Origin of the sequence: Nonomuraea sp. NPDC049714 (assembly GCF_044465295.1) — a bacterium.
Lineage (GTDB): Bacteria > Actinomycetota > Actinomycetes > Streptosporangiales > Streptosporangiaceae > Nonomuraea.
The window spans coordinates 744,965-769,436 of record NZ_JBITLM010000003.1; the positions used below are offsets into that span (position 1 = coordinate 744,965).

General features: G+C 69.7%; 28 protein-coding genes. 15 read left to right on the top strand and 13 right to left on the bottom strand.

The genetic code is table 11. The features are described from left to right. The first annotated feature begins 20 nt into the window (after positions 1–20). From ACIBQX_RS16790 to ACIBQX_RS16800, 3 genes are all read left to right on the top strand, one after another. Positions 21–968 carry a DNA polymerase ligase N-terminal domain-containing protein gene (locus ACIBQX_RS16790; protein WP_397005229.1) on the top strand — a complete coding sequence of 316 codons (948 nt, stop codon included), beginning with the start codon at positions 21–23 and terminating at the stop codon, positions 966–968. A gap of 234 nt (positions 969–1,202) precedes the next feature. Continuing rightward, positions 1,203–2,408, top strand: coding sequence for an ATP-binding protein (locus ACIBQX_RS16795; protein WP_397005231.1), 1,206 nt, complete (start codon positions 1,203–1,205; stop codon positions 2,406–2,408). Positions 2,409–2,422: 14 nt separating this feature from the next. After that, the gene (locus tag ACIBQX_RS16800) at positions 2,423–2,860 is read left to right on the top strand and encodes a GNAT family N-acetyltransferase (protein WP_397005233.1); all 438 of its coding nucleotides are present in this window, start codon (positions 2,423–2,425) and stop codon (positions 2,858–2,860) included. Here the strand turns inward: ACIBQX_RS16800 and ACIBQX_RS16805 are convergent. The 4 genes from ACIBQX_RS16805 to ACIBQX_RS16820 are packed head-to-tail and all read right to left on the bottom strand — an operon-like array spanning position 2,848 to position 6,665. Beyond that, positions 2,848–3,774 (bottom strand): aldo/keto reductase, encoded by a 927-nt coding sequence (locus ACIBQX_RS16805; RefSeq protein WP_397005235.1) that lies wholly within the window; start codon positions 3,772–3,774, stop codon positions 2,848–2,850. The genes ACIBQX_RS16800 and ACIBQX_RS16805 overlap by 13 nt on opposite strands. Before the next feature lies 1 nt (position 3,775). Next, positions 3,776–4,528, bottom strand: coding sequence for an SDR family NAD(P)-dependent oxidoreductase (locus ACIBQX_RS16810; RefSeq protein ID WP_397005237.1), 753 nt, complete (start codon positions 4,526–4,528; stop codon positions 3,776–3,778). Further along, the gene (locus ACIBQX_RS16815; protein ID WP_397005239.1) at positions 4,525–5,823 is read right to left on the bottom strand and encodes an L-fuconate dehydratase; all 1,299 of its coding nucleotides are present in this window, start codon (positions 5,821–5,823) and stop codon (positions 4,525–4,527) included. Before ACIBQX_RS16815 ends, ACIBQX_RS16810 begins: the two co-directional genes overlap by 4 nt. After that, on the bottom strand, positions 5,820–6,665 hold the full coding sequence (locus ACIBQX_RS16820; protein WP_397005241.1) for a fumarylacetoacetate hydrolase family protein: 846 nt from the start codon (positions 6,663–6,665) through the stop codon (positions 5,820–5,822). Before ACIBQX_RS16820 ends, ACIBQX_RS16815 begins: the two co-directional genes overlap by 4 nt. A gap of 176 nt (positions 6,666–6,841) precedes the next feature. Here ACIBQX_RS16820 and ACIBQX_RS16825 point away from each other — a divergent pair, with 176 nt between their 5' ends. After that, positions 6,842–8,026, top strand: a complete 1,185-nt coding sequence (locus ACIBQX_RS16825; RefSeq protein ID WP_397005243.1) for a cytochrome P450 — start codon at positions 6,842–6,844, stop codon at positions 8,024–8,026. 111 nt (positions 8,027–8,137) lie between these two features. Next, a complete protein-coding gene (locus tag ACIBQX_RS16830) occupies positions 8,138–8,620 on the top strand; it encodes a hypothetical protein (RefSeq protein ID WP_397005245.1) in 483 nt (160 codons plus the stop codon). Positions 8,621–8,742: 122 nt separating this feature from the next. Here ACIBQX_RS16830 and ACIBQX_RS16835 read toward each other — a convergent pair whose 3' ends face one another. Further along, entirely contained in the window at positions 8,743–9,210 is a 468-nt protein-coding gene (locus ACIBQX_RS16835) for an Rrf2 family transcriptional regulator (protein ID WP_397005247.1), read from the bottom strand. A 156-nt stretch (positions 9,211–9,366) separates the two neighbouring features. On the opposite strand from ACIBQX_RS16835, the gene ACIBQX_RS16840 reads away from it, so the two are divergent. Further along, positions 9,367–10,572 carry an NAD(P)/FAD-dependent oxidoreductase gene (locus tag ACIBQX_RS16840; protein WP_397005249.1) on the top strand — a complete coding sequence of 402 codons (1,206 nt, stop codon included), beginning with the start codon at positions 9,367–9,369 and terminating at the stop codon, positions 10,570–10,572. Positions 10,573–10,710: 138 nt separating this feature from the next. On the opposite strand, the gene ilvA is transcribed toward ACIBQX_RS16840, so the two are convergent. The 3 genes from ilvA to ACIBQX_RS16855 all read right to left on the bottom strand — a co-directional run bounded on the left by ilvA (position 10,711) and on the right by ACIBQX_RS16855 (position 13,024). Further along, complete coding sequence (ilvA, locus tag ACIBQX_RS16845; RefSeq protein WP_397005251.1) at positions 10,711–12,015, bottom strand: threonine ammonia-lyase IlvA; 1,305 nt, start codon at positions 12,013–12,015, stop codon at positions 10,711–10,713. A gap of 162 nt (positions 12,016–12,177) precedes the next feature. After that, positions 12,178–12,414 carry a hypothetical protein gene (locus ACIBQX_RS16850; protein WP_397005253.1) on the bottom strand — a complete coding sequence of 79 codons (237 nt, stop codon included), beginning with the start codon at positions 12,412–12,414 and terminating at the stop codon, positions 12,178–12,180. 118 nt (positions 12,415–12,532) lie between these two features. Beyond that, positions 12,533–13,024, bottom strand: a complete 492-nt coding sequence (locus ACIBQX_RS16855) for a pyridoxamine 5'-phosphate oxidase family protein (RefSeq protein WP_397005255.1) — start codon at positions 13,022–13,024, stop codon at positions 12,533–12,535. Here ACIBQX_RS16855 and ACIBQX_RS16860 point away from each other — a divergent pair. After that, positions 13,023–13,505 carry a MarR family winged helix-turn-helix transcriptional regulator gene (locus ACIBQX_RS16860; protein WP_397005257.1) on the top strand — a complete coding sequence of 161 codons (483 nt, stop codon included), beginning with the start codon at positions 13,023–13,025 and terminating at the stop codon, positions 13,503–13,505. The two genes, ACIBQX_RS16855 and ACIBQX_RS16860, sit on opposite strands and share 2 nt — an antisense overlap. 125 nt (positions 13,506–13,630) lie before the next feature. On the opposite strand, the gene ACIBQX_RS16865 is transcribed toward ACIBQX_RS16860, so the two are convergent. Beyond that, a complete protein-coding gene (locus tag ACIBQX_RS16865) occupies positions 13,631–14,485 on the bottom strand; it encodes an LLM class flavin-dependent oxidoreductase (RefSeq protein ID WP_397005259.1) in 855 nt (284 codons plus the stop codon). A gap of 84 nt (positions 14,486–14,569) precedes the next feature. On the opposite strand from ACIBQX_RS16865, the gene ACIBQX_RS16870 reads away from it, so the two are divergent. Further along, positions 14,570–15,043 (top strand): MarR family winged helix-turn-helix transcriptional regulator, encoded by a 474-nt coding sequence (locus tag ACIBQX_RS16870; protein ID WP_397005261.1) that lies wholly within the window; start codon positions 14,570–14,572, stop codon positions 15,041–15,043. On the opposite strand, the gene ACIBQX_RS16875 is transcribed toward ACIBQX_RS16870, so the two are convergent. The 3 genes from ACIBQX_RS16875 to ACIBQX_RS16885 form a co-directional block, all read right to left on the bottom strand. Beyond that, positions 15,036–15,866 carry an SRPBCC family protein gene (locus tag ACIBQX_RS16875; protein WP_397005263.1) on the bottom strand — a complete coding sequence of 277 codons (831 nt, stop codon included), beginning with the start codon at positions 15,864–15,866 and terminating at the stop codon, positions 15,036–15,038. The two genes, ACIBQX_RS16870 and ACIBQX_RS16875, sit on opposite strands and share 8 nt — an antisense overlap. Continuing rightward, positions 15,859–16,416 (bottom strand): helix-turn-helix domain-containing protein, encoded by a 558-nt coding sequence (locus ACIBQX_RS16880; RefSeq protein ID WP_397005265.1) that lies wholly within the window; start codon positions 16,414–16,416, stop codon positions 15,859–15,861. Before ACIBQX_RS16880 ends, ACIBQX_RS16875 begins: the two co-directional genes overlap by 8 nt. A 75-nt stretch (positions 16,417–16,491) precedes the next feature. Further along, positions 16,492–17,514 (bottom strand): GDP-mannose 4,6-dehydratase, encoded by a 1,023-nt coding sequence (locus ACIBQX_RS16885; RefSeq protein WP_397005267.1) that lies wholly within the window; start codon positions 17,512–17,514, stop codon positions 16,492–16,494. Positions 17,515–17,752: 238 nt separating this feature from the next. Between ACIBQX_RS16885 and ACIBQX_RS16890 the strand changes: the two genes are divergently transcribed. From ACIBQX_RS16890 to ACIBQX_RS16905, 4 genes are read left to right on the top strand one after another with little or no spacing between them, the layout of a single operon-like run. Further along, positions 17,753–18,997, top strand: a complete 1,245-nt coding sequence (locus ACIBQX_RS16890) for a glycosyltransferase family 4 protein (protein ID WP_397005269.1) — start codon at positions 17,753–17,755, stop codon at positions 18,995–18,997. A gap of 17 nt (positions 18,998–19,014) precedes the next feature. Then, the gene (locus ACIBQX_RS16895) at positions 19,015–19,731 is read left to right on the top strand and encodes a class I SAM-dependent methyltransferase (RefSeq protein WP_397005271.1); all 717 of its coding nucleotides are present in this window, start codon (positions 19,015–19,017) and stop codon (positions 19,729–19,731) included. Next, on the top strand, positions 19,728–20,762 hold the full coding sequence (locus ACIBQX_RS16900) for a prenyltransferase (protein ID WP_397005272.1): 1,035 nt from the start codon (positions 19,728–19,730) through the stop codon (positions 20,760–20,762). The genes ACIBQX_RS16895 and ACIBQX_RS16900 overlap by 4 nt, the downstream gene beginning before the upstream one ends. Positions 20,763–20,816: 54 nt before the next feature. Next, the gene (locus tag ACIBQX_RS16905) at positions 20,817–21,875 is read left to right on the top strand and encodes a DUF1702 family protein (protein WP_397005274.1); all 1,059 of its coding nucleotides are present in this window, start codon (positions 20,817–20,819) and stop codon (positions 21,873–21,875) included. 38 nt (positions 21,876–21,913) lie between these two features. Here the strand turns inward: ACIBQX_RS16905 and ACIBQX_RS16910 are convergent, their stop codons facing one another. Beyond that, positions 21,914–22,543, bottom strand: a complete 630-nt coding sequence (locus ACIBQX_RS16910) for a class I SAM-dependent methyltransferase (protein ID WP_397005455.1) — start codon at positions 22,541–22,543, stop codon at positions 21,914–21,916. 85 nt (positions 22,544–22,628) lie between these two features. Between ACIBQX_RS16910 and ACIBQX_RS16915 the strand changes: the two genes are divergently transcribed. From ACIBQX_RS16915 to ACIBQX_RS16925, 3 genes are read left to right on the top strand one after another with little or no spacing between them, the layout of a single operon-like run. Then, positions 22,629–23,081 (top strand): pyridoxamine 5'-phosphate oxidase family protein, encoded by a 453-nt coding sequence (locus ACIBQX_RS16915; RefSeq protein ID WP_397005276.1) that lies wholly within the window; start codon positions 22,629–22,631, stop codon positions 23,079–23,081. Then, a complete protein-coding gene (locus ACIBQX_RS16920; protein ID WP_397005278.1) occupies positions 23,078–23,269 on the top strand; it encodes a ferredoxin in 192 nt (63 codons plus the stop codon). The genes ACIBQX_RS16915 and ACIBQX_RS16920 overlap by 4 nt, the downstream gene beginning before the upstream one ends. Before the next feature lie 17 nt (positions 23,270–23,286). Beyond that, on the top strand, positions 23,287–24,372 hold the full coding sequence (locus tag ACIBQX_RS16925) for a Zn-dependent alcohol dehydrogenase (RefSeq protein WP_397005280.1): 1,086 nt from the start codon (positions 23,287–23,289) through the stop codon (positions 24,370–24,372). The last annotated feature ends 100 nt before the right edge of the window (positions 24,373–24,472 follow it).

Consider the following 24,472-nt stretch of genomic DNA (forward strand, 5'->3'; position numbering starts at 1 on the left):
TTACGGGGTAGTACGCCCATATGGCTGACAAACTCACGAAATATCGGAGCAAACGCGACGCCAGCCGTACCCCCGAGCCCGTCCCCCAGACACCCCCGGAGCCGCAGGGCGGCGACGCCTTCGTCATCCAGGAGCACCACGCCCGCTCCCTGCACTGGGACCTGCGCCTGGAGCACGACGGCGTGCTCGCCTCCTGGGCCATCCCCAAGGGCCTCCCCGACGACCCCGGCACCAACCACCTGGCCGTGCACACCGAGGATCACCCCATGGAGTACCTCACCTTCCACGGCGAGATCCCCCAGGGCGAGTACGGCGGCGGCGCGATGACCATCTGGGACCAGGGCACGTACGAGCTGGAGAAATGGTCCGACCGGGAGGTCAAGGTCGTCCTGCGCGGCTCGCGGGCCAGCGGTCGTTTCGTGCTCTTCCAGACCAACGGCAAGAACTGGATGATCCACCGGATGGACCCCCCGGCCCGCGACCCGCTGCCGGACCTGTCCCCCATGCTCCCTGCCGAACGCGCCCGCCCGCCCCGCGACCAGGCGGCCTACGCCTACGAGTTCGCCTGGGGCGGGCGCCGCCTCCTGGTCCCCATCGAGGGCGGCCGCACCACCGCCGCCCGCGAGCACCCCTGGCTGCGCGCGCTCGCGGAGTCGTTCGGCAGCAGGACCGCCCTGCTGGACGGCGAGCTCGCCACCCTCTCGGGCGCGGAGGTGCTGGTCTTCTACGACCTGCTGTACGACGACGGCCGCTCCCTGGTGGACCAGCCCTACACCGTACGCCGCACCGCCCTGGAAGCCCTGAACCTGTCGACCTCCCACTGGCAGACGGCCCCGTCCTGGCCCGGCCAGGCCCACCCCGTCCGCCAGGCGGCCGAACAACAGGGCCTGCCCGGCGTGGTGGCCAAACGCCTCGACTCCCCGTACGAACCAGGCGAGTCAACAGCCTGGCTCTTCATCCCGTCCTGAGCGACCGATCCACCACCGAACCGGCGACCAGACCACCACATCAGCGGCGACCAATGCGTCAGCATGATTGCGACCATTGCGCCAGAGTGACTGCGTCCAAACAACCACGTAGCATCCGTCCAATCACCACTCACCAAGCGTCCAAACCACCACAGCAGAGGTCGTCCATGCCATGCTTAACTCATGGTGAGCACTCCTCTGGGCAGGGTGGTCAGGCGACATGCCACACGTGCCGTGACTGAAGCCCTGGCAGACACCCGAGTGGTCTTGGTGAACGGTGCCCGCCAGAGCGGCAAGAGCACGCTCGTCAAGCAGATCACGAGCGAGAGGTCCGCTGAATGGCGGGATCTGGATATGAGCTTCGTCCGCCAGTCCGCGATGGCGGATCCGGACGGTTTCGTGGACTTCTCCCCGATCATGGTCATCGACGAGATTCAACGAGTACCCGAGTTGTTGCTCGCCATCAAGGCTCGGGTGGACGCTGACCCACAGCCGGGTCAATACCTATTGACAGGTTCCTCCCGCCTCCTGGCGTTGCGCACGCTGCCGGACACCCTCGTCGGGCGGATGGAGACCATAGAACTCTGGCCCTTCTCCCAAGGAGAGATCGACAACACGTCTGACGGGTTCGTTGATTCCATCTTCGATCAGGGTGCCGCCCTGCAGCACAACTCCACCGTGACACGCAGCGAGTACGCGGACAGGATCGTGCGTGGCGGCTTCCCCGAATCCGTGGCTCGGGCGAGCGACCGCAGACGGCAGCACTTCTTGAGCTCCTACGTGGGCGATCTGATCAGCCGGGACATGACAGCGCTTCTCGAAGTCGAGCGGGTGGCGGAGATGCGTACGCTCATCCGTCTACTCGCCGCTCGTTCTGGCCGGCTTCTCGTCGGCCAAGCCCTCGGGAGAGAGGCGGGGCTATCAGCTACCACGACCTCGCGCTACCTGAATCTTCTTGAGGAAGTCTTCCTGATCAAACGCATCCCGGCCTGGTCCAGGAATCTGGGCAATCGCGCCATCCGGACTTCCAAGATGGCGTTCGTCGACTCAGGGGTCGCGGCGCATCTGCTCGGCGCTGACGCTCGAGGCCTCATCCGCCCTGGCGGACCTTTCGGACCGCTTCTGGAGGGATTCGTCCTTATGGAGCTCGCACGTCAGCTGACCTGGGCCGATGAGCAGGTGGACCTCTTTCACTACCGCACCAAGGACCAGGTGGAGGTAGACGCGGTCCTGGAGAACAGACGGGGCCAGGTCGTCGGCATCGAGGTGAAAGCGTCCTCCACTGTCCGGGCGGACGATTTCAGAGGGTTGCGGCATCTTGCCGACCGACTCGGGGAGGACTTCCTCGCCGGGATCGTGCTCCATACCGGCACCCTGACGCTGCCTTTCGGCGACAGGATGCGGGCCATGCCGGTGAGCGCGCTGTGGGAGGTCGGGTAGGCGATACTCGAGCGATGCACATTACCGAAATATCCCCTGATCAGGCCGGGCTGCTCGACCTGCAGCACGCGGCGTACAGAGTGGAAGCGCAGATCATCGGGGACGACCGGATCCCGCCCCTGCACGAGACGCCGGACGACCTGCTGGCCCTGCCGCTCTCCTGGCTGGGCGCCTTCGACGACGAGGGGCGGCTGGTCGGCGCGGTGGCGTGGGCGCGGACCTCCGACGAGGTGGACCTCGACCGGTTGATCGTGCACCCCGGCGCGCATCGGCAGGGGATCGGGCGGACGCTGGTCAAGGAGGTCATGGCCAGGGCGGAGGGGCGCGGGATCGTGGTGTCCACGGGCCGCGGCAACGCTCCCGCGCGGGCGCTCTACGAAGGGCTCGGGTTCACGTTGCAGGGCGAGGCCGAGCCGGTGCCCGGACTGTGGATCGTGCGCTACGCCTGCTGAAGGAGGCCTTCGGCCCGCAGGTCCCGCCATAAGACGTCCGGCACCGGGCGCCGGCGCAGGGCGAAGTTCGTACGGACCTCCTCAGGGGTGCGGGCGCCCAGGACGACGGCGGCGACCGCCGGGTGGCGCAGCGGGAAGGCCATCGCCACCTGGGGCAGCCGTACGCCGTGCCGCTCGCAGATCGCGGCGACCCGCCGGGCGCGCTCGACGAGCGCGGGCGGGGCGGGGGCGTAGTCGAAGGTGCCCGAGGGCTCGGGGGTGGCCAGCAGGCCGCTGTTGAAGACGCCCGCCGCCAGCACCCGCACGCCCCGCTCGGCGCAGGCGGCCAGCAGGGGCAGGCCCGACTGGTCGAGCAGGGTGTAGCGGCCGGCCAGCATGACCACGTCGATGTCGGTCTCCTGGACGAACCGCAGCGGCGCCTGCCACTGGTTCATACCGACCCCGATCGCCTTGACCACGCCCTGCGCGCGCAGCTCGGCCAGCGCCGGATAGGCCTCGGCGATCGCCTGGTCGACGTGCGCGTCGGGGTCGTGGATGAGGACGAGGTCCACCTGGGGCAGGCCGAGCCGCTCCAGGGACTCCTCCAGGGAGCGGCGCACGCCGTCGCGCGAGAAGTCCCAGACGCGCTCGTACGTGGCGGGCACGTCGAAGCCCTCGTCGTCGCGGCCGCCCCGCGAGGAGGGCACCAGCAGGCGGCCGACCTTGGTGGACAGCACGTAGCCGGAGCGGCCGGCGAGCGCCGCGCCGAGGCGGCGTTCTGACAGCCCGAGTCCGTAGTGCGGCGCGGTGTCGAACAGCCGGACGCCGCCCTCCCAGGCCACGTCGATGGTGGCCCGCGCCTGCTCGTCGGTCACCGCCCGGAAGAGGCCGCCGATCGGCGCGGTGCCGAGCCCGTGGCGGGGCAGCTCGATCACATCAGCTCCTGGAGTCGTCCGAAGTCGGGGGCCGGAGGCGGAGCCCCTGCATGCCGCCGTCCACGGCCAGCGCGGTCCCGGTGGTGGCGCCCGCTTCCGGGCCGGCCAGATAGGCGATCGCCGCCGCCACCTCGTCGGCGCTCACCAGACGGCCCATGGGTTGCCGGGCGTTCAGCGCCGCCCGCTCCGCCTCGGGGTCGTCGGCCGCGTCGAGGAGCCGCCCGACCCACGGGGTGTCCGTGGTGCCCGGGTTCACGCAGTTGACCCGGATGCCCTCGCGTACATGATCCGCCGCCATCGCGAGCGTGAGCGACTGCACCGCGCCCTTGGTCGCGCTGTAGAGAGCGCGGCCGGGCAGGCCCGCCGTGGCGGCCACCGAGCACGTGTTGACGATCGCCGCGTGCTCGGACCTCCTCAGGTACGGGAGCGCCGCGCGGCTCACCCGGACCATGCCGAGGACGTTGACGTCGAACACCGTGCGCCACTCGTCGTCGTCGTTGTCCTCGACGGTGCCCTGGGCTCCGATGCCGGCGTTGTTGATCACGATGTCGATGCCGCCGAGCCGCTCGGCCGCCTCCGCGACGGCCTGCCGTACCTGCGCGTCGTCCCGCACGTCCACCGCGATGCCGACGAACGGCTCGCCGGGCGGGTGCAGGTCGAGGCAGGCGACCCGCATCCCCCGCCCGGCGAGCAGGGTGGCGGTGGCCAGGCCGATGCCCGAACCGCCGCCGGTCACGATGGCTTTGAGGCTCATCTCCAGACCTCTCCGCCAGGGTAGGTGTGGGCGGTGATCGACGCGGCGTGCATCTCGGCGCTGAACCCCGGGGCCGTGGGCGCCCGGTAGCGGCCGTGATCGATCACCACCGGGTCGGCGAAGTGCTCGTGCAGGTGGTCCACGTACTCGATCACGCGGTCGTCCATCGCGGCGCTGACGGCCACGTAGTCGAACATCGCCAGGTGCTGCACCAGCTCGCACAGCCCGACGCCGCCCGCGTGCGGGCAGACCGGGACGCCGAACTTGGCGGCGAGCAGCAGGATCGCGATGTTCTCGTTGACGCCGCCGACGCGGGCGGCGTCGAGTTGCAGGTACGACAGCGCGCCGGCCTGCAGGAGCTGCTTGAACACGATCCGGTTCTGGACGTGTTCGCCGGTGGCGACCGGGACGGGCCTGATGCCCTCGGCGATGGCGGCGTGGCCGAGCACGTCGTCGGGGCTGGTGGGCTCCTCGACCCAGTGCGGGCGGAACTCGGCGAGCGCGCGCACCCACGCGATGGCCGAGCCGACGTCCCAGCGCTGGTTGGCGTCGATCGCGATGGGGTAATCGGGACCGCAGACCTCGCGGGCCACCCTGAGGCGGCGGATGTCGTCGGCCAGGTCGGCGCCGACCTTGAGCTTGATCTGGCCGAAGCCCTGCTCCAGCGCCTCCTGGCAGAGGCGGCGCAGCTTGTCGTCGTCGTACCCGAGCCAGCCGGGGGAGGTGGCGTAGGCGGGATACCCATCGGCCATAAGCCGATTTATCCGCTCTTCCTTGCCGCTTTCCGCATTTTTCAGGATCTGGAGGGCTTGGTCCGGGGTCAGCGCGTCGCTCAGGTACCGGAAGTCGACGAGGCCGACGATCTCCTCCGGCGACATCTCGGACAGCAGCCGCCAGACCGGCTTGCCCGCCCGCTTGGCCTTCAGGTCCCACAGGGCGTTGACCACGGCGGAGATCGCCATGTGCATGACGCCCTTCTCCGGCCCGAGCCACCGCAGCTGCGAGTCGTGGACCAGCTCCTTGTAGAGCCCGCCCAGGTCCTCGACGTCCCGGCCGAGCACGTACGACTCCAGCGCGCCGATCGCGGCCGTCTGCACGTCGTTGCCCCGCCCGATGGTGAACGCGAACCCGTGCCCGGCGAACCCGTCGTCGGTCGTCAGCACCACGTAGGCCGCGGAGTAATCAGGGTCGGGGTTCATCGCGTCGGACCCGTCGAGCTCACGCGAGGTGGGAAAGCGCACGTCGTGCGTCCGCATCCCCACGATCTCGTACGCCCGCGCGCCGTGCTCCGTCATGCCTGGCCCACGCTCTGCCGTTGTCTCCCGAGCCCGCCGATCTCCAGCTCGACCACGTCACCGGCGCGCAGGTAGGGCTGACCGGGCATGCCCATGGCGACTCCGGCGGGGGTGCCGGTGTTGATCACGTCGCCCGGCTCCAGCACCATGAACCGGCTCAGATAGCGTACGACCTCGGCCACGTCGAAGATCATGTTCTTGGTGTCGCCGTTCTGGCGCAGCTCGCCGTTGACCCACAGGCGCAGCGGCAGGGCCTGCGGGTCGCCCACCTCGTCGGCGGTCACCAGCCAGGGGCCCATCGGGTTGAACGTCTCGCACGACTTGCCCTTGTCCCACTGGCCGCCGCGCTCAAGCTGGAACTCCCGCTCGGACACATCATTGGCCACCGCGTACCCGGCCACGACGTCGAGCGCCTCCTCCCGGGACTCCAGGTAGCGGGCCCGCTTGCCGATGACGACCGCGAGCTCGACCTCCCAGTCGGTCTTCACGCTGTCGCGCGGCACGAGCACCTCGTCGTACGGCCCGACCAGGGTGTTGCTCGCCTTCATGAACACCACGGGCTCGGCCGGCACGTCGGCGCCGGACTCGGCGGCGTGGTCGCTGTAGTTGAGCCCGATGCACACGATCTTGCCCGGCCGCGCGATCGGCGCGCCGATCCGCAGCCCCTCGGCGTCGATGACGGGCAGCGCGTCGCGTTCGAGCGCCTCGCGCACCCGAGCCACGCCTCCGGAGGCCAGGAACGCCCCGTCGATCTCCGGCTCTCCGATGTCGCGCAGGTCACCGGCGTCGTCCATGACCACCGGCCGCTCCTGGCCGACGGCTCCTACTCGCAGCAGCTTCACAACGCATCCTTCGTCAGACATCGGATGTCTCTTCCCTCCAGATGCTGGTGGGGAGGCTGCGGGCATGTCAAGGGGGTGCGCACGGGTTCGCGTTCCTCCTTGACGGTCGTACAGTGCCGTAATAGAACACGTTGCAATACCAAAAACCAAGCGCTTGATCAAGAGGGTGAATCCGGGTGCACATCGACCTCGTAGACCAGGACAACTACGCCGCCGCGGGACCGCCGCACCAGCAACTCGCCTGGCTCCGCGCCAACGACCCCGTCCACCGGCACCCTGGTGAGCCGGATTTCTGGGCGGTCACCCGCTACGAGGACGTGGTGCACGTCTCCCGGCACTCCGAGTTGTTCTCCTCCTCCAGGAAGCTGGCGCTCTTCGCGGAGATGCCGGAAGAGCAGATCGCCATGCAGCGGATGATGATGCTCAACCAGGATCCGCCGGAGCACACCCGGCGGCGCTCGCTCGTCAACCGGGGCTTCACCCCGCGCACGATCGGCGCCCTCGAACAGCACATCCGTGACATCACCGACGACCTCCTGGACAAGTGCGGCAGCGAGGCCGACTTCGTCACCGAGGTGGCGGCGCCCCTGCCGCTGTACGTGATCTGCGAGCTCCTCGGCGCCCCGGTGACCGACCGCGACAAGATCTTCGCCTGGTCCAACCGCATGATCGGCGCCCAGGACCCGGACTACGCGGACTCCCCGGAGGAGGGCAGCTCCGCCGCCATGGAGGTCTACGCCTACGCCAACGAACTCGCCGTCCAGCGCAAGGCCAACCCTCGCGACGACATCGTCAGCAAGCTCCTCCAATCCGATGAAAAGGGCCAGACGCTCGACGAGACCGAGTTCGACCTCTTCGTCCTGCTGCTCGTCGTGGCGGGCAACGAGACCACCCGCAACGCGGCCTCGGGCGGCATGCTCGCCCTCTTCGAGCACCCCGACCAGTGGGCCCGCCTGGTGGCCGACCCCGGACTCGCCGGCACGGCCTCCGACGAGATCGTCCGATGGGTCTCCCCCGTCAACCTCTTCCGCCGCACCTCCACCACCGACCAGATCCTCGGCGGCCAGGAGATCAAGGAGAACGACAAGGTCGTCGTCTTCTACTCCTCCGCCAACCGCGACACCAGCGTCTTCCCGGACGCCGAGGTCTTCGACATCGGCCGCTCCCCCAACGCCCACATCGGCTTCGGCGGCGGCGGCGCCCACTTCTGCCTCGGCAACCACCTCGCCAAGCTCGAACTCCGCGTCCTGTTCGAGCAGCTCGCCCGTCGCTACCCCAAGCTCCGCCAGACCGGCGAGGCCCGCCGCCTGCGCTCCCACTTCATCAACGGCATCAAGGAACTCCCGGTCAAGCTGCACTAGGGGCTGCCGCGAAAGTGCTGGTCGCTGTCCAAGGCGCGATCAGCCGGGGAAAGCACCTGGGTCGATAGGCCATGGTTTCGCGCTGGAACCATCTGCTGCAGAGGAGTGCCGTTGAGCAAGACAGTGCCGGTGATCTCCGACGGCGCGATGTTCTGGGCTTATGACGTGGCGCTCGGGGTTCTCTTCATCGAAGCGGCGCGAGTCGGTGCGGAGACGCCGGCGGACCTCCGGCCCTCGTGGTGGCCGGAGCTGGAGCGGGGTCTCCGCACACACGCGTTGGCGGGCAGCGGTTTCGCCGTCCTGCTGGACGACTTCAGCGAGGATCGGCGACAGCTGCTCCTGCAGTGTGTCGTGGAGGCGGCCCGCCGGATCGAGGCCCGCGGCGGCGTGGACCGGGCCGAAGTCTCGATCTGGTCCGAGCTGGAGGAGAGTGCGACCAGCTTCCTGCGCGGTGCGGAGCACATCGACGCGGCCCCGCTTGTCGAGCTGGCAGAGGCTCTGGTCGATCTGGCTGCCGGCACCCTCCCTCCCGCTCCGGCTGAGCGGCACTGGTACTACGGAACTCCAGAGGGCCGGACCGTGCAGGGCGGATAGCAACGCGCTGGTCACAGCCATTCGTTGACGGCGGCGACCAGCCCGGTCACGTGGTGGCACGCTCCAACAGGGGTCCGGCCGGATTCCGCGTCTTGTTCCGGGTCCGGCTACGGACTGACCGCTCAGGTGAACGCGGACCGGATGACCTGCCCGGCCATGGGCGTGCGGTCGAGCTCCGCCTTGACGTCCGCGAGGGTCTGGGCGGCCAACGCGTCGTAGTAAGCCTGCTCCGCGCGGCGCATGGCCGTCTTGACGGGGCATGGACCGTCCGGTGGCGGGGAGAGCTCGCCGATCTTGCCGCAGCAACGGATCTCGGTGCAGTGGAAGAGGTACGCGTCACCCTCGATGGCTTCGACCACGTCGAGGAGAGTGATCTCACCGAGCGGCCTGGCCAGGCGGAAGCCGCCACGCGGCCCGGGAACGGAGGTCAGGAGCCCCGCCCTGACGAGTTGCTGCAACTGCTTGATCAGGTACGGGGCCGGCAGGCCGTGAGCCTCGGCGAGCTGACCGCTGCCCACCGGGCCGCCGCCGATCATGTCCAGGTTGAGGAGTGTGTGCAGGGCCCACTCGACGCCCTTGGCCATTCTCATGATGTGGACATCCTATGTCCGGAACCGAGCTGTCGCCTAATCTTGACATTTAATATCCAGGATATATAACGTCCAGGATGTACGGCGGACCGCGTTCGACGAGCCGGGAATCGGTCCTGGCGGCGACGTCCGCACGCACGTCAAAGGGGAGAAAGCATGAAGGACATCCTGGTCATCGGTGGCGGTTTCGCCGGCGTGTGGAGCGCGGCAGGAGCCGTTCGCGCCGCGCGCGCGGCCGGAAGCACCGGGGACGAGCTGCGCGTGACGCTGGTCAGCGGCGGCGACGACCTGGTCATCCGTCCGCGCCTGTACGAGGACGACCCCGAGACCATGCGGGTTCCTCTGGACCGCGTCCTCGGCCCGATCGGGGTACGCCGCCTCACCGCGACGGTGACCGACATCGACACCGAAGCCCGTACCGTCCGCACGGTCGGGCGGGACGGCACCGGCCAGACCCTGTCCTACGACAAGCTCGTGCTGGCGACCGGCAGTCAGCTGGTACGCCCCACCTTCCCCGGCGCGGGGGACGTCTTCGACATCGACACCCTGCCCGCGGCGGCCGCGCTCGACCACCACCTGCGGCGCCTGCCCCAGCGGGAGCCCTCCGACGGCCGGTACACGGCCGTCGTCGTGGGCGCCGGCTTCACCGGCCTGGAGATCGCCACCGTCCTGGGTGAGCGCCTGCGGGCGATCGCCGACGGGCAGGGCGCCCGCGAGACAGTACGGATCGTCCTGGTCGACCGCGCCGACGTCCTCGGCCCGGAGCTCGGCCCAGGACCTCGCCCGCACATCGACGGCGCGATCGACCAGCTGAAGATCGAACGACGTCTGGGCTCCACCGTGGCGTCAGTGACCCCTGAGAAGGTCGTTCTCTCGGAGGGCGAGGTCATCCCGGCGGCGACCGTCATCTGGACGGCCGGCATGGCCGCGAGCCCGCTCACGGCCCAGATCCCGGGAGAACGCGACCACCTGGGCAGGCTGACCGTCGACAGCTACATGCGGGTGATCGGAGTCCCCGACGTGTACGCGGCCGGCGACACGGCGGTGGCCGCCGCCGAGGACGGGCACTACACGATCCAGAGCTGCCAGCACGCCCAGCCGATGGGCAAGTGCGCCGGATACAACGTGGCAGCCGGACTCCTCGGGACCGACCTCCTGCCTTTCACCGCTGACCCCTACAGCAACGCCCTGGACCTGGGGTCCGCCGGCGCCGTTCTCACGAACGGCTGGGAGCGTACGGTCACGGCGACCGGCCCTGAGGCCAAGACCATGAAGCAGGACATCAACACGAAGTGGATCTACCCGGCGGTCGACGACCCGGAGCAGATCCTCGCTCAGGCGAGCCGCCTCCTCAACAGCTGACGTCCTGCCGGGCTATCCGGCGTTGACGCCCGCCGGGAGTATGCCCGTAGGTGCGGCGGTACACGCTGAGTCGAAGGTCGTGGACAAGTTCTCCTCGACCAGCCTGCAGGCACCACTCGGTCCTCCCGGATCGGCGCGTCATAGCAGGAATCGAAAGAGCGGACTGGAGGCGTCGATGCGTTCGATCCGGAGCGGGGCGGCCTCCATTCGCTTCAGCAGACCCGGCAGGTCGTCGGGGGCGGTCAGCTCGATACCGACCAGGGCGGGGCCGGTCTCGCGGTTGTTGTGCTTGACGTACTCGAACAGGGTGATGTCCTCGTTCGGGCCGAGCACCTCGTCGAGGAATCGGCGCAACGCGCCCGGCTCCTGGGGAAACTCGATCAGGAAATAGTGCTTGCGCTCCTCGTGGATCAGGGCGCGTTCGACGACCTCGGCGTAACGGCTGACGTCGTTGTTCCCGCCGGAAAGCACGCAGACCACTGTGGCGGAGTCCGGGATCTCCACCAGCCCGAGAGCGGAGCCGGCGAGCGCACCGGCGGGCTCGGCGATGATGCCGTCGGTCTGGTAAAGGGCCAGCATCTCGCTGCACACCCGGCCTTCCGGCACAGCGACGAGCTCGACATCCGCGGCCGCGATGATCGGGAACGTGATGTCCCCGGCTCTGCGCACGGCTGCGCCGTCGACGAAGGTGTCGATCTCGCTCAGGGTGACGGGCTTTCCGGCGGCGAGTGCCGCGGCGACGCCGGCGGCGCCCTGAGGCTCGACGCCGATGACCCGAGTGCGCGGGTGCCGCCGGCCCAGCCACGCGAGGGAGCCGGCCAGCAGCCCGCCGCCGCCGACAGGCACCACCACCACGTCCGGGCCGGTGCCGAGCTGCTCCACCGCCTCGCGGATGACGGTCCCCTGGCCGGCGATGGTCCGCGCATCGTCGAACGCCGGCACGATCGTCGCGCCGGTCGCGCGGGCATCGGCGGCCGCGGCGGCCGCCGCCTCGTCGTAGGTGTCGCCGCCCAGGACGGTTTCGATCATGCTGCCGCCCAGCGCCGCGATCCGGTCGCGCTTCTGGCGCGGCGTCGTGCGCGGCAGATACACCCGGCCGTGTACGCCGAGTGCCGAGCAGGCGTAGGCCACGCCCTGCGCATGATTGCCGGCACTGGCGGCGACCACCCCGGCCGCTCGCGCGATGCCGTCCAGCTGCGCGATCAGGTTGAACGCGCCACGCACCTTGTAGGAGCGCACGGTCTGCAGATCCTCACGCTTGAGCCACACCTCGGCGCCCATCGCATCGGAGAGGCGCGTGTTGCGTTCGAGTGGCGTCGTCCGCACCACACCGGCCAGGCGCCCTGCGGCATCGTCCACGGCATCGGCGTCGACCGGAACGCCGCTCGTCGTCATCGCCGTGCCTCCGGCTCGATCGGCGCGATGGCCCAGCGACAGCGGCATCGGGCGTCCGGCGGCGGGGCAGAGACGAGCACAGGTTGCGGGATCACCATCTACGTAATAGCTGATCTGGGTAGACGAGCCAAATTCATCCCCTCCGATGGCTGGATTTCCACAGAACTTGGCTCGGCATCGGCTCTGCCCCGGCCTCGCCCGGCGATCGCGTCACCGCTGTCCGACGTCCGAGACGAAGCCGGCGGCCGTCCGTACGCGCATCGTCCTCGGATCCGGCCCACCGAATCGGGCCGACCAGATCGCCCCCGCCGAAATGCTTTCGGGTGGCACTGGTGAGGGGGTCCACACCCAGATGTGCGCCGCCGTCCGGCGGCAGGCGACGGCCTGGGGGATCGCGCGGGTGACGCGGCGGGCGCGATCGATCAGCGGCGAGGCGGGGGTGTTCACGCCGTCCAGGATGCGCGCCCGCCGCCACCGGCCGATCGTGCGAACGAGGTTCTGTGGAGAACATCGCGTCATCCACAGGCAGGCGCCGCAAAGGGCCGCTCTGCCGTACCGAGCTTTTTCACAGCGTGGCGATGTGCTGTGCTGCCCCGTCGGGGCGCTGCCAGGCGCTCTTGAGCGTGCTCAGCCGCCACGGCGTCAGCCTCAGCACCGTGATGCTCTCGTCGCGATGATCCACCACGCCCAGGATGCGCGGATCGTACCCGAGCGGCTCCTCCGCGCCGGCGAACAGGTCCCACACCTTCCGCCGAGTCGCCTCATCGCCGGCGAAGGCCGCCTCACACTCGGCGACCGCGACCTCCTGGGCCGGGTCCCAGTAGGAGCACGACACGAACGGCGTACGCGCCAGGTGGGCGACCTTGAGCGGTGTGGGCCTGGTGAACACCAATCCGACGAGCTCCCCGCCCGCCTCCTCCCAGTAGGGGTGCACCACACGGGAGCGCGGCCGGCCCCGGCTGTCCACGGTGACCAGCGTGCACCACACGATCCGATGGGCGACGCGGACGAACTCCGCACGCATGGCCGCCGGTGGTTCGCTAGATTTCACAACCATGGTTGTGAATCTTACTCCAGAATCCCTGGACCTCTCCTTGGTGAGCCTGTTCGCCGGCTGGGCGATGGCGGACGAGGTGCAGCGACGGCTGGCCGCGGACGGCTTCGGCGAGCTGCGGTTCAACGACGGCGTGATCATCCAGCACGTGCTCGCGGGGCCCCTGTCGATCACCGCGCTGGCCGAGCGGATGGGCGTCACCCAGCAGGGCGCGTCGAAGGCCGTCGCCGACATGGAGCGCCGTGGCCTGCTCGCCCGAGAGCCGTCCCTCGACGACGCGCGTACCAGGCTGCTCCGTCTTACCCAGCACGGCGAGGCGGCGGTGCGCGCCGCCCGCGCCCACCGCGCCGCACTCGAAGCCGAACTGACCGAGGAGTACGGCGCGGCCCGCGTCACCGACGCCCGCGCCCTGCTGTCCGCCATCCTCAGCCGCTTCGACCAGGACGACTCCATCCGCCACCGCAGAGTTCGCCCACCCGCCTGACCATCGCCCATCACCGACCGCCGAACCACCCGGAGGGCAACCGAGACAGAACAACAGCACCGGGCAAAAGCCAGCCTTCACGACCAGCGCCCCACGGACCGCCATCAGACAGGCGGCCCCACCACTCACACCAGCGCGCGCAACTCCGGCAGGACCTCCAGGGCCAGCCGCTCGGCCTGGCCACGGGGATCCGGACCGGCGGGCATGAAGTTCATCGAGGTGAAGCCCAGGGCCGCCAACGCCCCGAGCCGATCCAGCACGGCCTGCGGGGACCCGGCCACCACCGACGGCGAGCCGGAGCCCGTACCGATCTCGAAGGGCACGTTGTAGACGCACCGCACCGGCCGCCCCTGCGCGGCCGACAGGACCCGCTCGCGCATGACGGCGGCCTGCTCCGGCGGCGCGAACCCGAGCGAGGGGATCCACCCGTCCGCCAGCCGGCCGGTCGCCGCCAGCGCCCGGTTCCCGTAAGTGCCGAGCCAGATGGGGATCGGCGTGTCCGGCTTGGGCTCCATGGCGGCCTGCTCGGTGTGGTAGCGGTCGCCCCTGTAGGAGAACTCCGGCTGCGACCACAGCCCGCGCATGATGTGGATGGCGTCCACCATCCCGTCGACCTTCTCCCGCGGCGTGGGCACCCCGAGGCCGAACGCGCGGAACTCCTCGTCGGAGTAGCCGCCGCCGAGCCCCAGGATGAGCCGTCCTCCGGAGAGCCGGTGCAGGCTCTCGGCCATCTTGGCGACCATCGCGGGCGGCCGGTACGGCACGCCGAGCACCCGGGTCGCGATCTTGACCCGGGAGGTGGCGGCGGCCACCCAGGTGAGCATCGTCCATACCTCGTAGCTCGGCTCGGTGCCCGACGGGTGGTCGGAGGTGGAGACGAAGTCGTACCCGAGCTCCTCGGCGGCCCGCGCGTCACTCACCGGATCGGCCCCCTGAGCGGCCGAAGCCGAGATGCCGAGCCCGAACAGCGGCGTGGTCATGGCAGCCCCTCCCTATGACGGTTTACATGTAAACCTAAAGCCGCAGTTGGTTACACGTCAACCAAACAGAACTAGGGTGGGAGCATGGACGAGCCCCGCTGGCTGGACGATGCCGAGTTCCGGGCGTGGATCGGCTATCGCCGGATGAGGTTGCTGCTCGACGCCCAGGTCAGCCGCGACCTGCTGCACGACTCGGGGCTGTCCGCGCCCGACTACGACGTGCTGACGGCGCTGACCTCGACCACCGATCACCGCTGGCGGCTGACCAAGCTCGCCGAGCGGATGCTCTGGTCCAAGAGCCGGTTGTCCCGGCACATCTCACGGATGGAGCAGCGCGGGCTGGTCACCCGCGAGGAGTGCGAGTCCGACGCCCGGGGCGCCATGGTCGTGCTGACCGAGGGCGGGCTGCGGGCCATCGAGGCGGCGGCGCCGGACCATGTCGAGTCCGTGCGCCGCCATTTCATCGACCTGTTGACCAGGGAGCAGATCGAGGTGCTCGGCACGGTCGCGGAGACCGTGCTCGCTCACCTGTCGGAGCCACCCACCGAGGTCAGCTGAGCCAGATCGGGCTCCAGTCCGCCATCTCGACGAAGCGGCGCAGGTCGGCCAGCCCGGAGACGCTGCCCAGCCAGCCCGCGTAGGGCGTGCGGTCGAAGCCGCTCTGGACCAGGGTCAGCCGGGTCTTGCCGCCGCTGCCCTCCAGCTCCCAGGTGCCGACGCCGACGGGTCCCCAGTCGACGGACATCTTGCGGTCGGTCTCCAGCTCCAGGATCTTCGCCGGCTCGCCCTCGGCGTCGAACCCGCCCATGGCGTAGCGTCCGCCGACGCGCGGCTCGATCTCGATCGGGTAGCCGAACCAGCGGGTGACCGCCTCCGAGTCGATCAGGGATGCGTACACCTTGGCCGGCGGGGCGTCGATGAGGACCTCCGCGCGCAGCTCGGCGGAGGTGAAGTCGGGCTTGGGCGTGAGGGCGCGGCCCTCGAAGTGCTCGACCAGGTTGGCCAGCACGAGGTACCAGTAGGTCTGCAGGACGCCGCGGACGTTGCTCTCCTCCATGGCCTCCTGCATGTCGAAGTGGCTCTGCGACACCGACACGATCGCCGCGTCGGGCCCGTCCTCCTCCACGGCGAACTCCGTCGTCGTCTCGACGCCGTCGAGCGTCCAGGCGAAGCGCACCGTACGGTCATCGGCGTGCAGCAGCCGCTGGTGCGGCGCATCGCCCTCAGGCGTGAAGCGGCCCCAGAACTCGAAGCGGTCGGGCAGCTCCACCTCGACGTGCTCGGCCAGCCACACGCGCAGGGTGTCCGGGTCTGTCAGGGCGTGCCGCACCTGCTTGACGGGGGCGGGGACGCGGGCACGGATGATCATCGGGTCACTCATGGTCTTCTCCCTTGGGATAACAGGCGACGGCGAGCTTGAAGGCGTCGCCTTCGTCTCCGCCATAGCGGGTGAACAGCTCCCGCATCATGGTCTGCAGGTCGTTCAGGAACTCCTGCCGCTTTTCAGGCTGAACGTGAATCTCTCCGGACAGGCCGATGGACGGCAGCTCCGGCGCGGTCCTGTCCAGCGCCGCGATGTCGGCCTGAACCTCCTCCATCAGGTCGAGCAGATAGCCGAGGCTGAGCTCGTCGCGCGCCTTGGTCAGCCCGATCCGGCCGACCAGTCGCGGCGACAGCCAGTAGGAGCGGGCGGCCGCCTGGTAGATGCCCTCGTTGATGCCGCGCACCCGGCGCTCGGACACCAGGTCGACCAGGCCGGCGTCCACCAGCCGCTTGACGTGGTAGTAGACCCGCTGCGGGGTCTGCCCGAGCCGGACCGCGACCTCGCCGCAGGTGCCGGGCTCGGCGAGCTGCCGCAGCACCTCGACGCGCTGCGGCTTGAGCAGCGCCTCGGCCTGCTCGATCTCTTCTAGGTACAGGACATCTCTCATCGCAAAAATGAGTCTTTACGTAAAAATGCTTTTTGTCAATGAGGCATGCCGAGAATCGGCCGGGCAGAGATGAGATCAGGGCCAGGAGCCTTCCTGGTCGGGGTCGCCGCCGTTGGTCAGCAGCTGCAGGTCGGACTCGACCATCATGGCCACCAGCTCCTCGAAGGACACCGTGGGCTCCCAGCCGAGCTGGACGCGGGCCTTCTTCGGGTCGGCGCACAGCAGGTCCACCTCGGCCGGGCGGTGCAGGCTCTGGTCGGTGACGACGTAGCGCTCCCAGTCCAGCCCGACCGCCGCGAACGCGGCCTCCACCAGCTCCTTGACCGACTTCATCCGCCCGGTGCCGATGACGTAGTCCTCCGGCGTCTCGGCCCGGAGCATCAGGTGCATGGCACGGACGTAGTCGCCCGCGTAGCCCCAGTCGCGCCGGGCGTCCAGGTTGCCGAGGCGGAGCTCGGCGGCCAGGCCGAGCTTGATGCGCGCCACCCCGAGCGAGACCTTGCGGGTGACGAACTCGGCCCCCCGGCGCGGTGACTCGTGGTTGAACAGGATGCCGGAGACGGCGTACATGCCGTACGACTCGCGGTAGTTCTGGGTGAGGAAGTGGCCGTACGCCTTGGCGACGCCGTAGGGCGAGCGAGGGTGGAACCCGGTCGTCTCCGTCTGGGGCGTCTCACTGACCTGCCCGAACATCTCAGACGACGAAGCCTGATAAAAGCGGATCTGGCCGGAGGGGCGGCCGCCGCGCGACGCGCCCGAGCAGACCCGGATGGCCTCCAGCATGCGCAGCACGCCCATCCCGGTGACCTCGGCGGTCAGCTCGGCCTGCTCCCATGACATCGGCACGAAGGAGATCGCCCCGAGGTTGTAGACCTCGTCGGGCTGAACCCGTTCCACCGCGGAGATGAGCGAGCCCTGGTCCAGCAGGTCGCCCCGGATCACCTGGACGTCGGCCAGCAGCCTGCGCATCCGCGACAGCCGCGGGTTCGCCTGGCCGCGGGCCAGCCCCCACACCTCATATCCCTGACCGAGCAAGTGCTCCGCCAGATAGGAACCGTCCTGGCCGGTGATGCCGGTGATCAGAGCGCGCCTGGCCAACGGGGTCCTCCAACTATCGCTGCCGCGTCCGTTGCGACGGAAATGTACGCCATGCCCTCAGATCCATCTAGAACACGTTCTACCGAACCACGCTCGGTCACGGCAACGTCGCAGTTCGCACGGCATATGGCTGCCGCTGCGAACAATTCCAGACGACCTACCGAATGGTAGCCTTCTCGGACTAAGGTCATCTTTCACGGTACACGCCCTTCTCTGGGCCTACCGGGCGGAGAAAGGGGTGTCCGTGAGTGACACGCTGCGGATCGCACTGCTGTCCTACCGCAGCAAACCCACCTGCGGCGGCCAGGGCGTCTATCTCCGCCATCTGAGCCGCGAGCTGGTCGCTCTCGGTCACCACGTCGAGGTCTTCTCCGGCCAGCCCTACCCCGAGCTCGACGAGGGCGTGATCCTGCGGAAGGTGCCGAGCCTCGACCTCTACCGCGACGAGGACCCGTTCAGGACCCCCAAGCTCGCCGAATACCGCGACTGGATCGACCTCCTGGAGGTCGGCACCATGTGGACCGCCGGCTTCCCCGAGCCCCTGACCTTCACCCTGCGCGCCCACCGCGAGCTGAAGAAGCGCGTCGGCGACTTCGACGTCGTCCAGGACAACCAGACGCTCGGCTACGGCCTGCTCGGCATCCAGAAGCTGTTCCCGGTGGTCGGCACCATCCACCACCCGATCAGCGTGGACCGGCGGATCGAGCTGGAAGCCGCCAAGGGCGCCAAGAAGCTGACCATGCGCCGCTGGTACGGGTTCGTCCGGATGCAGGCCAAGGTCGCGCCCCGGCTGAGCCCGATCCTGACCGTCAGCGAGTCGTCGCTGGCCGACATCCACCGCGACTTCAACGTCCCCCAGGCGAACATGCGCCTCATCCCGCTCGGCGTCGACACCCGCTACTTCCACCCGCGCCCGGACAAGCCCCGGCGCAAGGGCTCGATCGTGGCCGTGGCCAGCGCCGACTCCCCCATGAAGGGCGTCTCCACGCTGCTGCGCGCGGTGGCCAAGCTCGCCACCGAGCGCGACGTGAACCTCACCGTGGTCAGCAAGCCCACCCCCGGCGGCCCCACCGAGAAGCTGGTACGGGAGCTGTCGCTGGAGGACCGGGTCTGCTTCGTGCACGGCATCTCCGACGACGAGCTGGGCGAGCTCATCGCCACCTCCGAGATCTCAGTGGTGCCGTCCCTGTACGAGGGCTTCTCGCTGCCCGCCGTCGAGCACATGGCCTGCGCCACGCCGCTGGTCGCCAGCCGTACGGGAGCGTTGCCCGAGGTCGTCGGCGACGCCGCCGTCCAGGTCGCGCCCGGCGACGCCGAGGAGCTCGCCGCCGTGCTGCGCCGCCTGCACGACTCGCCCGAGGAGCGCCAGCGGGTGGGCCAGGCCGGATACGACCGGGTCATGGAGCGCTACACCTGGCACGTCGTCGCCAAGAAGACCGTCGAGGCCTACCGCGAGGCCATCGCGGCCCGTCGTACCCGCTGATCAGAGGAGATCGTCCAGTGCTGACCGTCGACTTCGACCGGCTGCCCGTCGGCCCCGGCGTACGCGTGCTCGACCTGGGGTGCGGCGGCGGCCGGCACGCCTTCGAGGTGCTCCGCCGAGGCGCGGACGTCGTCGCGTTCGACATGGACCAGGCCGAGCTCGACAACGTGGCGGCCATGTTCGCCGCGATGGACAAGGCGGGCGAGGTGCCACCCGGCGGCACCGGGGAGACCGTCCAGGGCACGGCGCTGGACATGCCGTTCGACGAGGGCGGCTTCGACCGCGTCATCGCCGCCGAGGTGCTGGAGCACATCCCCGACGACATGGCGGCGATGGCCGAGATCTTCCGCGTGCTCAGGCCCGGCGGCACGGCCGCGATCACCGTGCCGAGCTTCCTGCCCGAGCGGATCTGCTGGGCGCTCGACGAGGACTACCACACCGCCCCCGGCGGGCATGTGCGCATCTACACGCTGGCCGAGCTGTCGGCCAAGCTGAAGGCCACCGGGTTCGTGATCGGCCCGCACCACCACGCCCACGGCCTGCACGCGCCGTACTGGTGGATCAAGTGCGCCGTCGGCGTCAACAACGACGACCATCCCGTCGCGAAGGCGTACCACGAGCTGCTCGTCTGGGACATCATGAAGCGCCCCGCCGCGACCAGGATCGCCGAGGCCCTGCTCAATCCGGTCATCGGCAAGAGCGTCGTGCTCTATGTCAGGAAGCCCGCGGCGTGATCTCCCGCGAGCAGGTCGTCCAGACGGCCGAGAGCATCGCGGCCATCCAGCGGGAAGACGGCGGAGTGCCCTGGCCGGAAGGGCACGTCGACGCGTGGAACCACATCGAGTGCCTGATGGCCATGACGGTCGCCGGGCTGGACGAGCCTGTACGCAGGGGCTACGACTGGCTCGCCAGGCACCAGCGCGACGACGGCTCCTGGCCGATGAAGCTGCTCGACGGGGTCGCGATCGAGGCTGGCGGCGAGTCCAACCACGCCGCCTACATCGCCGTCGGGCTCTGGCACCACTTTCTCGTCACCGGTGAGCGGTCCTTCGCCGAGCGGCGGTGGCCGATGGCCAAGGCGGCGCTCGACTACGTCGCCGGGCTGCAGACCGAGCGCGGGGAGATCGTCTGGGAGCGTGACGCGCGCGGCCAGGCGGCCACGTACGCGCTGCTGACCGGCTGCTCCTCCATCCACCAGGGGCTGCGCTGCGCTGTGCTGCTCGCCGACCAGCTCGGCGACCCCCAGCCGCACTGGGAACTGGCCGCCGACCGGCTGGCGCACGTGCTGGCCGCCCATCCGGAGGCGTTCGCCGACAAGAGCCGCTTCTCGATGGACTGGTACTACCCCATCCTGGGCGGCGCGGTGCGCGGCGCGCAGGCGTGGGAGTCGCTGGAGCGCGAGTGGGCCACGTTCGTGGTGCCGGGGCTCGGCATCCGGTGCGTGTCCGACCAGCCGTGGGTGACGGGCGCGGAGACGTGCGAGCTGGCGCTGGCCCTGGACGCGGTGGGCGACAGCGGGCGCGCGGCGACGCTCTTCGCCGACATGCAGCATCTACGGCACGAGGACGGCTCCTACTGGACCGGCTGGCAGTTCGCCAACAGTAAGCACTTCCCGCACGAGCGGTCCGGATACACCGCGGCCGCCGTGGTGCTGGCCGCCGACGCCCTGGGCGGCCTGACGGGCGCCTCCGGTGTCTTCCGCGACGCCGCCGCCGTGTCGGTGGCACAGCCCGATGGGTGCGGCTGCGCCCCGGCCCGCCGCTGACTCCGCAAGGGGTTTTGCCGCTTCTTTGCCGGGGAAAGCGTGGCGGCTCGATGGATGCCCGCATTGGGGTCACTAGTTTCGGGAGTGGCCGTACGAGGCGTCTTCGGGGGAAGCGTGGGCGACACGGGCACAACATCGTTCTTGGAGCAGGTCGGGATCCAGCCGACGCTGACCCCGGTCCGGGGCTGGCGGAGGTTTCTGGTCAAGGATCCTCGCGAGTCCGATCTGAGCAGACGGAGGTTCCGGCTTACCCGAGGGCCTTCTCGGGCGGTCATTGAGAATGCGGAAAAGTCGTATCTGTATGGCTTCAACGCAGTTATCTCACGGGAAGTTGTGAGGATCGATGAGATTTCCTGTGAGCAGCAAGCCTTCGCCTTCGAGGGGGCGGGGGCGGCGTGCGCGGTGCTCGATCTGATCACCGCGACTCGGGGCCGGCGCCTTCATGAGCTACTGTCCGGCCCCGGGGCACGTCACCAGTTCGCCGTCCATCTCGGCGTCGGCCGGGGCTACGCGATGCTGCGCCTGCGGCCGATCCGGGCGTCCCGGCGGGCCCATCCGCTGCTGCGGTGGTTGGCCCTCGACGGGTTCGGCTTCGGCTGGAGCATGGCGCGGGCGGACCGGATGGTGGGCGAGCGGGCCATGCCCGACCTGCTCACCAGGTCCCACTGCGCGCTCTTCGACCAGGGCCTGGGACGGCTGCTCTGGTACCACGACTGCGCCTCGCCCGACGACGTGGCCGCCAGGATCGCCGCGTACCCGGTCAGCAGGCGGGCCGCGCTGTGGAGCGGGGTCGGGTTCGCCGCCGCCTACACGGGCGGCGCGGAGGCCGACGAGCTGTGGTGGCTGACCGAGCACGCGGGGGCCGACGGGTTCCGGGGGCATCTGGCCCAGGGCTGCGCGTTCGCGGTCGCGGCCAGGACGCAGGCCGGGCCGCTGCCCGATCATGTCGCGCAGGCTGTGCCGATCCTCGCGGGAGGCACTCCGGGAGAGGCGGCCGGCTGGGCGGACAGCGCGCTCATCGCGCTCGGTCACGACCCGCGCGGCCACGAGGACTTCCAGGCCTGGCAGGCGCACACCCGCAGGATGTGGGCCCGCCGCCACCAGACCGTCTAGATATCGCCAGCGCCGCCTGAAAGCCGCCTGAAAGCCGGCTAGATGCCTGGAGCGACCCGCTCCAGAACCCGCAGCGAGCCCTCGGCGCGCACCTCGGCGAACGCGCCGGACGCCAGGGCGCGCAGGTAGACCCGGTAGGGCGCCTGGCCGCCGTCGGCCGGGTCGGGGTAGATGTCGTGGAAGACCAGCGCGCCGCCCGTCATGACGTGCGGCGCCCAGCCTTCGTAGTCGCGGGTGACCGGCTCGTCGGAGTGGCCGCCGTCGACGAACAGCATGCCGAGCGGCGTACGCCAGAGCGCGGCCACCCGCTCGGACCCGCCGACGATCGCGATCACCTCGTCCTCCAGGCCCGCGGCGGCGATCGTGGCGCGGAAGACCGGCAGCGAGTCCATCTTGCCGAAGCGGGGGTCGACCAGCTCCGGGTCGTGGTGCTCCCAGCCGGGCTGGATCTCCTCCGAGCCCCGGTGGTGGTCGACGGTGACGACCACGGACCCGGCCTGCCGGGCCGCCGCGCCGAGGTAGATGGCGGACTTGCCGCAGTAGGTGCCGATCTCGCAGATGGGACCGCGCGCGCCGTAATCCCGGGCCGCCTCGAACAGGGCCAGGCCCTCCTTCGACGGCATGAAACCCTTGGCGTCCTCGGCGGCTCGCAGCAGCTCAGGCGGCATCGTCATAGCCCTGCACCCTAGTAGAACCGAACAACATTCCGGCGTCCTCTTGCCCGCTATAATGGAACCTGTTCTACTAGCAGGCGTGAATCAGCGTACTCGGATCGCCATGTCGGAAGACGAGGTCACCGCGTTGCTGGAGGGGGCACGCAAGCTGCAGCTCGCGACCATCAACCCCGACGGCACGCCGCATCTGGTGACCATGTTCTACGGGATCGACAAGGGCCGGATCACCTTCTGGACCTACGGCAAGTCCCAGAAGGCCCGCAACCTGGCGCGCGACCCCCGGGTGAGCTGTCTCATCGAGACCGGCGAGGACTACGCCGAGCTGCGCGGCGTCCTGGTGTACGGCCGGGTCACGGCGATGGACGACGCCGAGGACGTCATGGCCGTCGGCATGGACGTCGCGCGCAGGATGACCCCGGGGGTGACGGACGAGCTCCTGCTCCCCTACGTCGAACAGACAGGCCGCAAGCGGGTCGCTTACGTGGTCGAGCCCACCAAGATGGTCTCATGGGATCACAGGAGGCTCTCGTGAAGGTCAAGGTGGACGAACTGGTCTGCGAGGCCAATGCCGTGTGCATGGGACTCGCGCCCGAGGTGTTCGAGGTGGACGACGACGATCAGCTCCACATCCTCCTCCCCGAACCACCTCCAGAACTGCGGGATCGCGTACGCCACGCGGTGCGGTCCTGTCCGAAAGCCGCACTTTCCGTTGAGGAATAGCCGGGAAGGAACCCCCCATGCGCGCCGCACTTCTGCATGCCGTAGGCGATGACAAGCTCGACATCCGCGATGACGTCACGCTGGCCCCCGTCGGGCCCACCGACGTCCGGGTCCGGATCAAGGCCACCGGCGTCTGCCACTCCGACCTGTCGGCCATGACCGGCGTGCTGCCCCAGCCCGTGCCGCTCGTCCTCGGCCACGAGGGCGCGGGCGAGGTGGTGGAGGTCGGGGAGCACGTCTCCACGGTCAAACCCGGCGACCACGTGGTGATCAGCTGGCGCCCGGCCTGCCAGGAGTGTGACCTGTGCCTGGGCGGCCAGCCGTACCTCTGCCTGAAGTACATCATCGAGTCGTTCACCAAGGGCAACTTCCGCTTCGGCGGCGGCACCACGGCCTTCGGCATGGCCGGCTGCGGCACCTGGGCCGAGGAGATCGTGATCCCGTGGCAGGCCGCGATCAAGCTCGACCCCGAGGTGCCGTGGGAGGTCGGGGCGCTGATCGGCTGCGGCATCACGACCGGCGTCGGCGCCGCGATCAACACCGCGAAGGTGCGGCCGGGCTCCACGGTCGCGGTGATCGGCTGCGGCGGCGTCGGCCTGTCGGTGATCCAGGGCGCCCGCGTGTCCGGCGCCCGGACGATCCTCGCGGTGGACCCGCTGGAGTCCAAGCACACGCTGGCCAAGAAGGTCGGCGCGACCCATGCGGTCACGCCCGAGCAGGTGCCCGCCGCGCTGAACGAGCTCACCGGCGGCAACGGCTTCGACTACGGCTTCGAGGTCGTCGGCAAGTCGGCCACCATCCAGAACGCCTGGCAGATCACCCGCGCCGGGGGCGACGTCATCGTCGTCGGCGCCGGCGCGGCCGACGACATGGTCTCCTTCTCCGCCTTCAACCTGCTCTTCGAGGGCAAGAACCTGCTGTCCAGCCTGTACGGCGAGTCAGACGTACGACACGACTTCCCCTACTTCGCCAACCTGTACAAGGCGGGGCAGCTCGACCTGGAGTCGATGATCAGCGCCCGGATCCGGCTGGCCGACCTGAACGACGCGGTGGCCGCGCTGAAGAGCGGCGAGGTCCTGCGCCAGATCGTGGTCATGGACTGACCCCTGACGTGGGGGGGGGGGGGGGGGGGGGGGGGGGGGGGGGGGGGGGGGGGGGGGGGGGGCGGGGCGGGGCGCGGGGGGGGGGGGGGGGGGGGGGGGT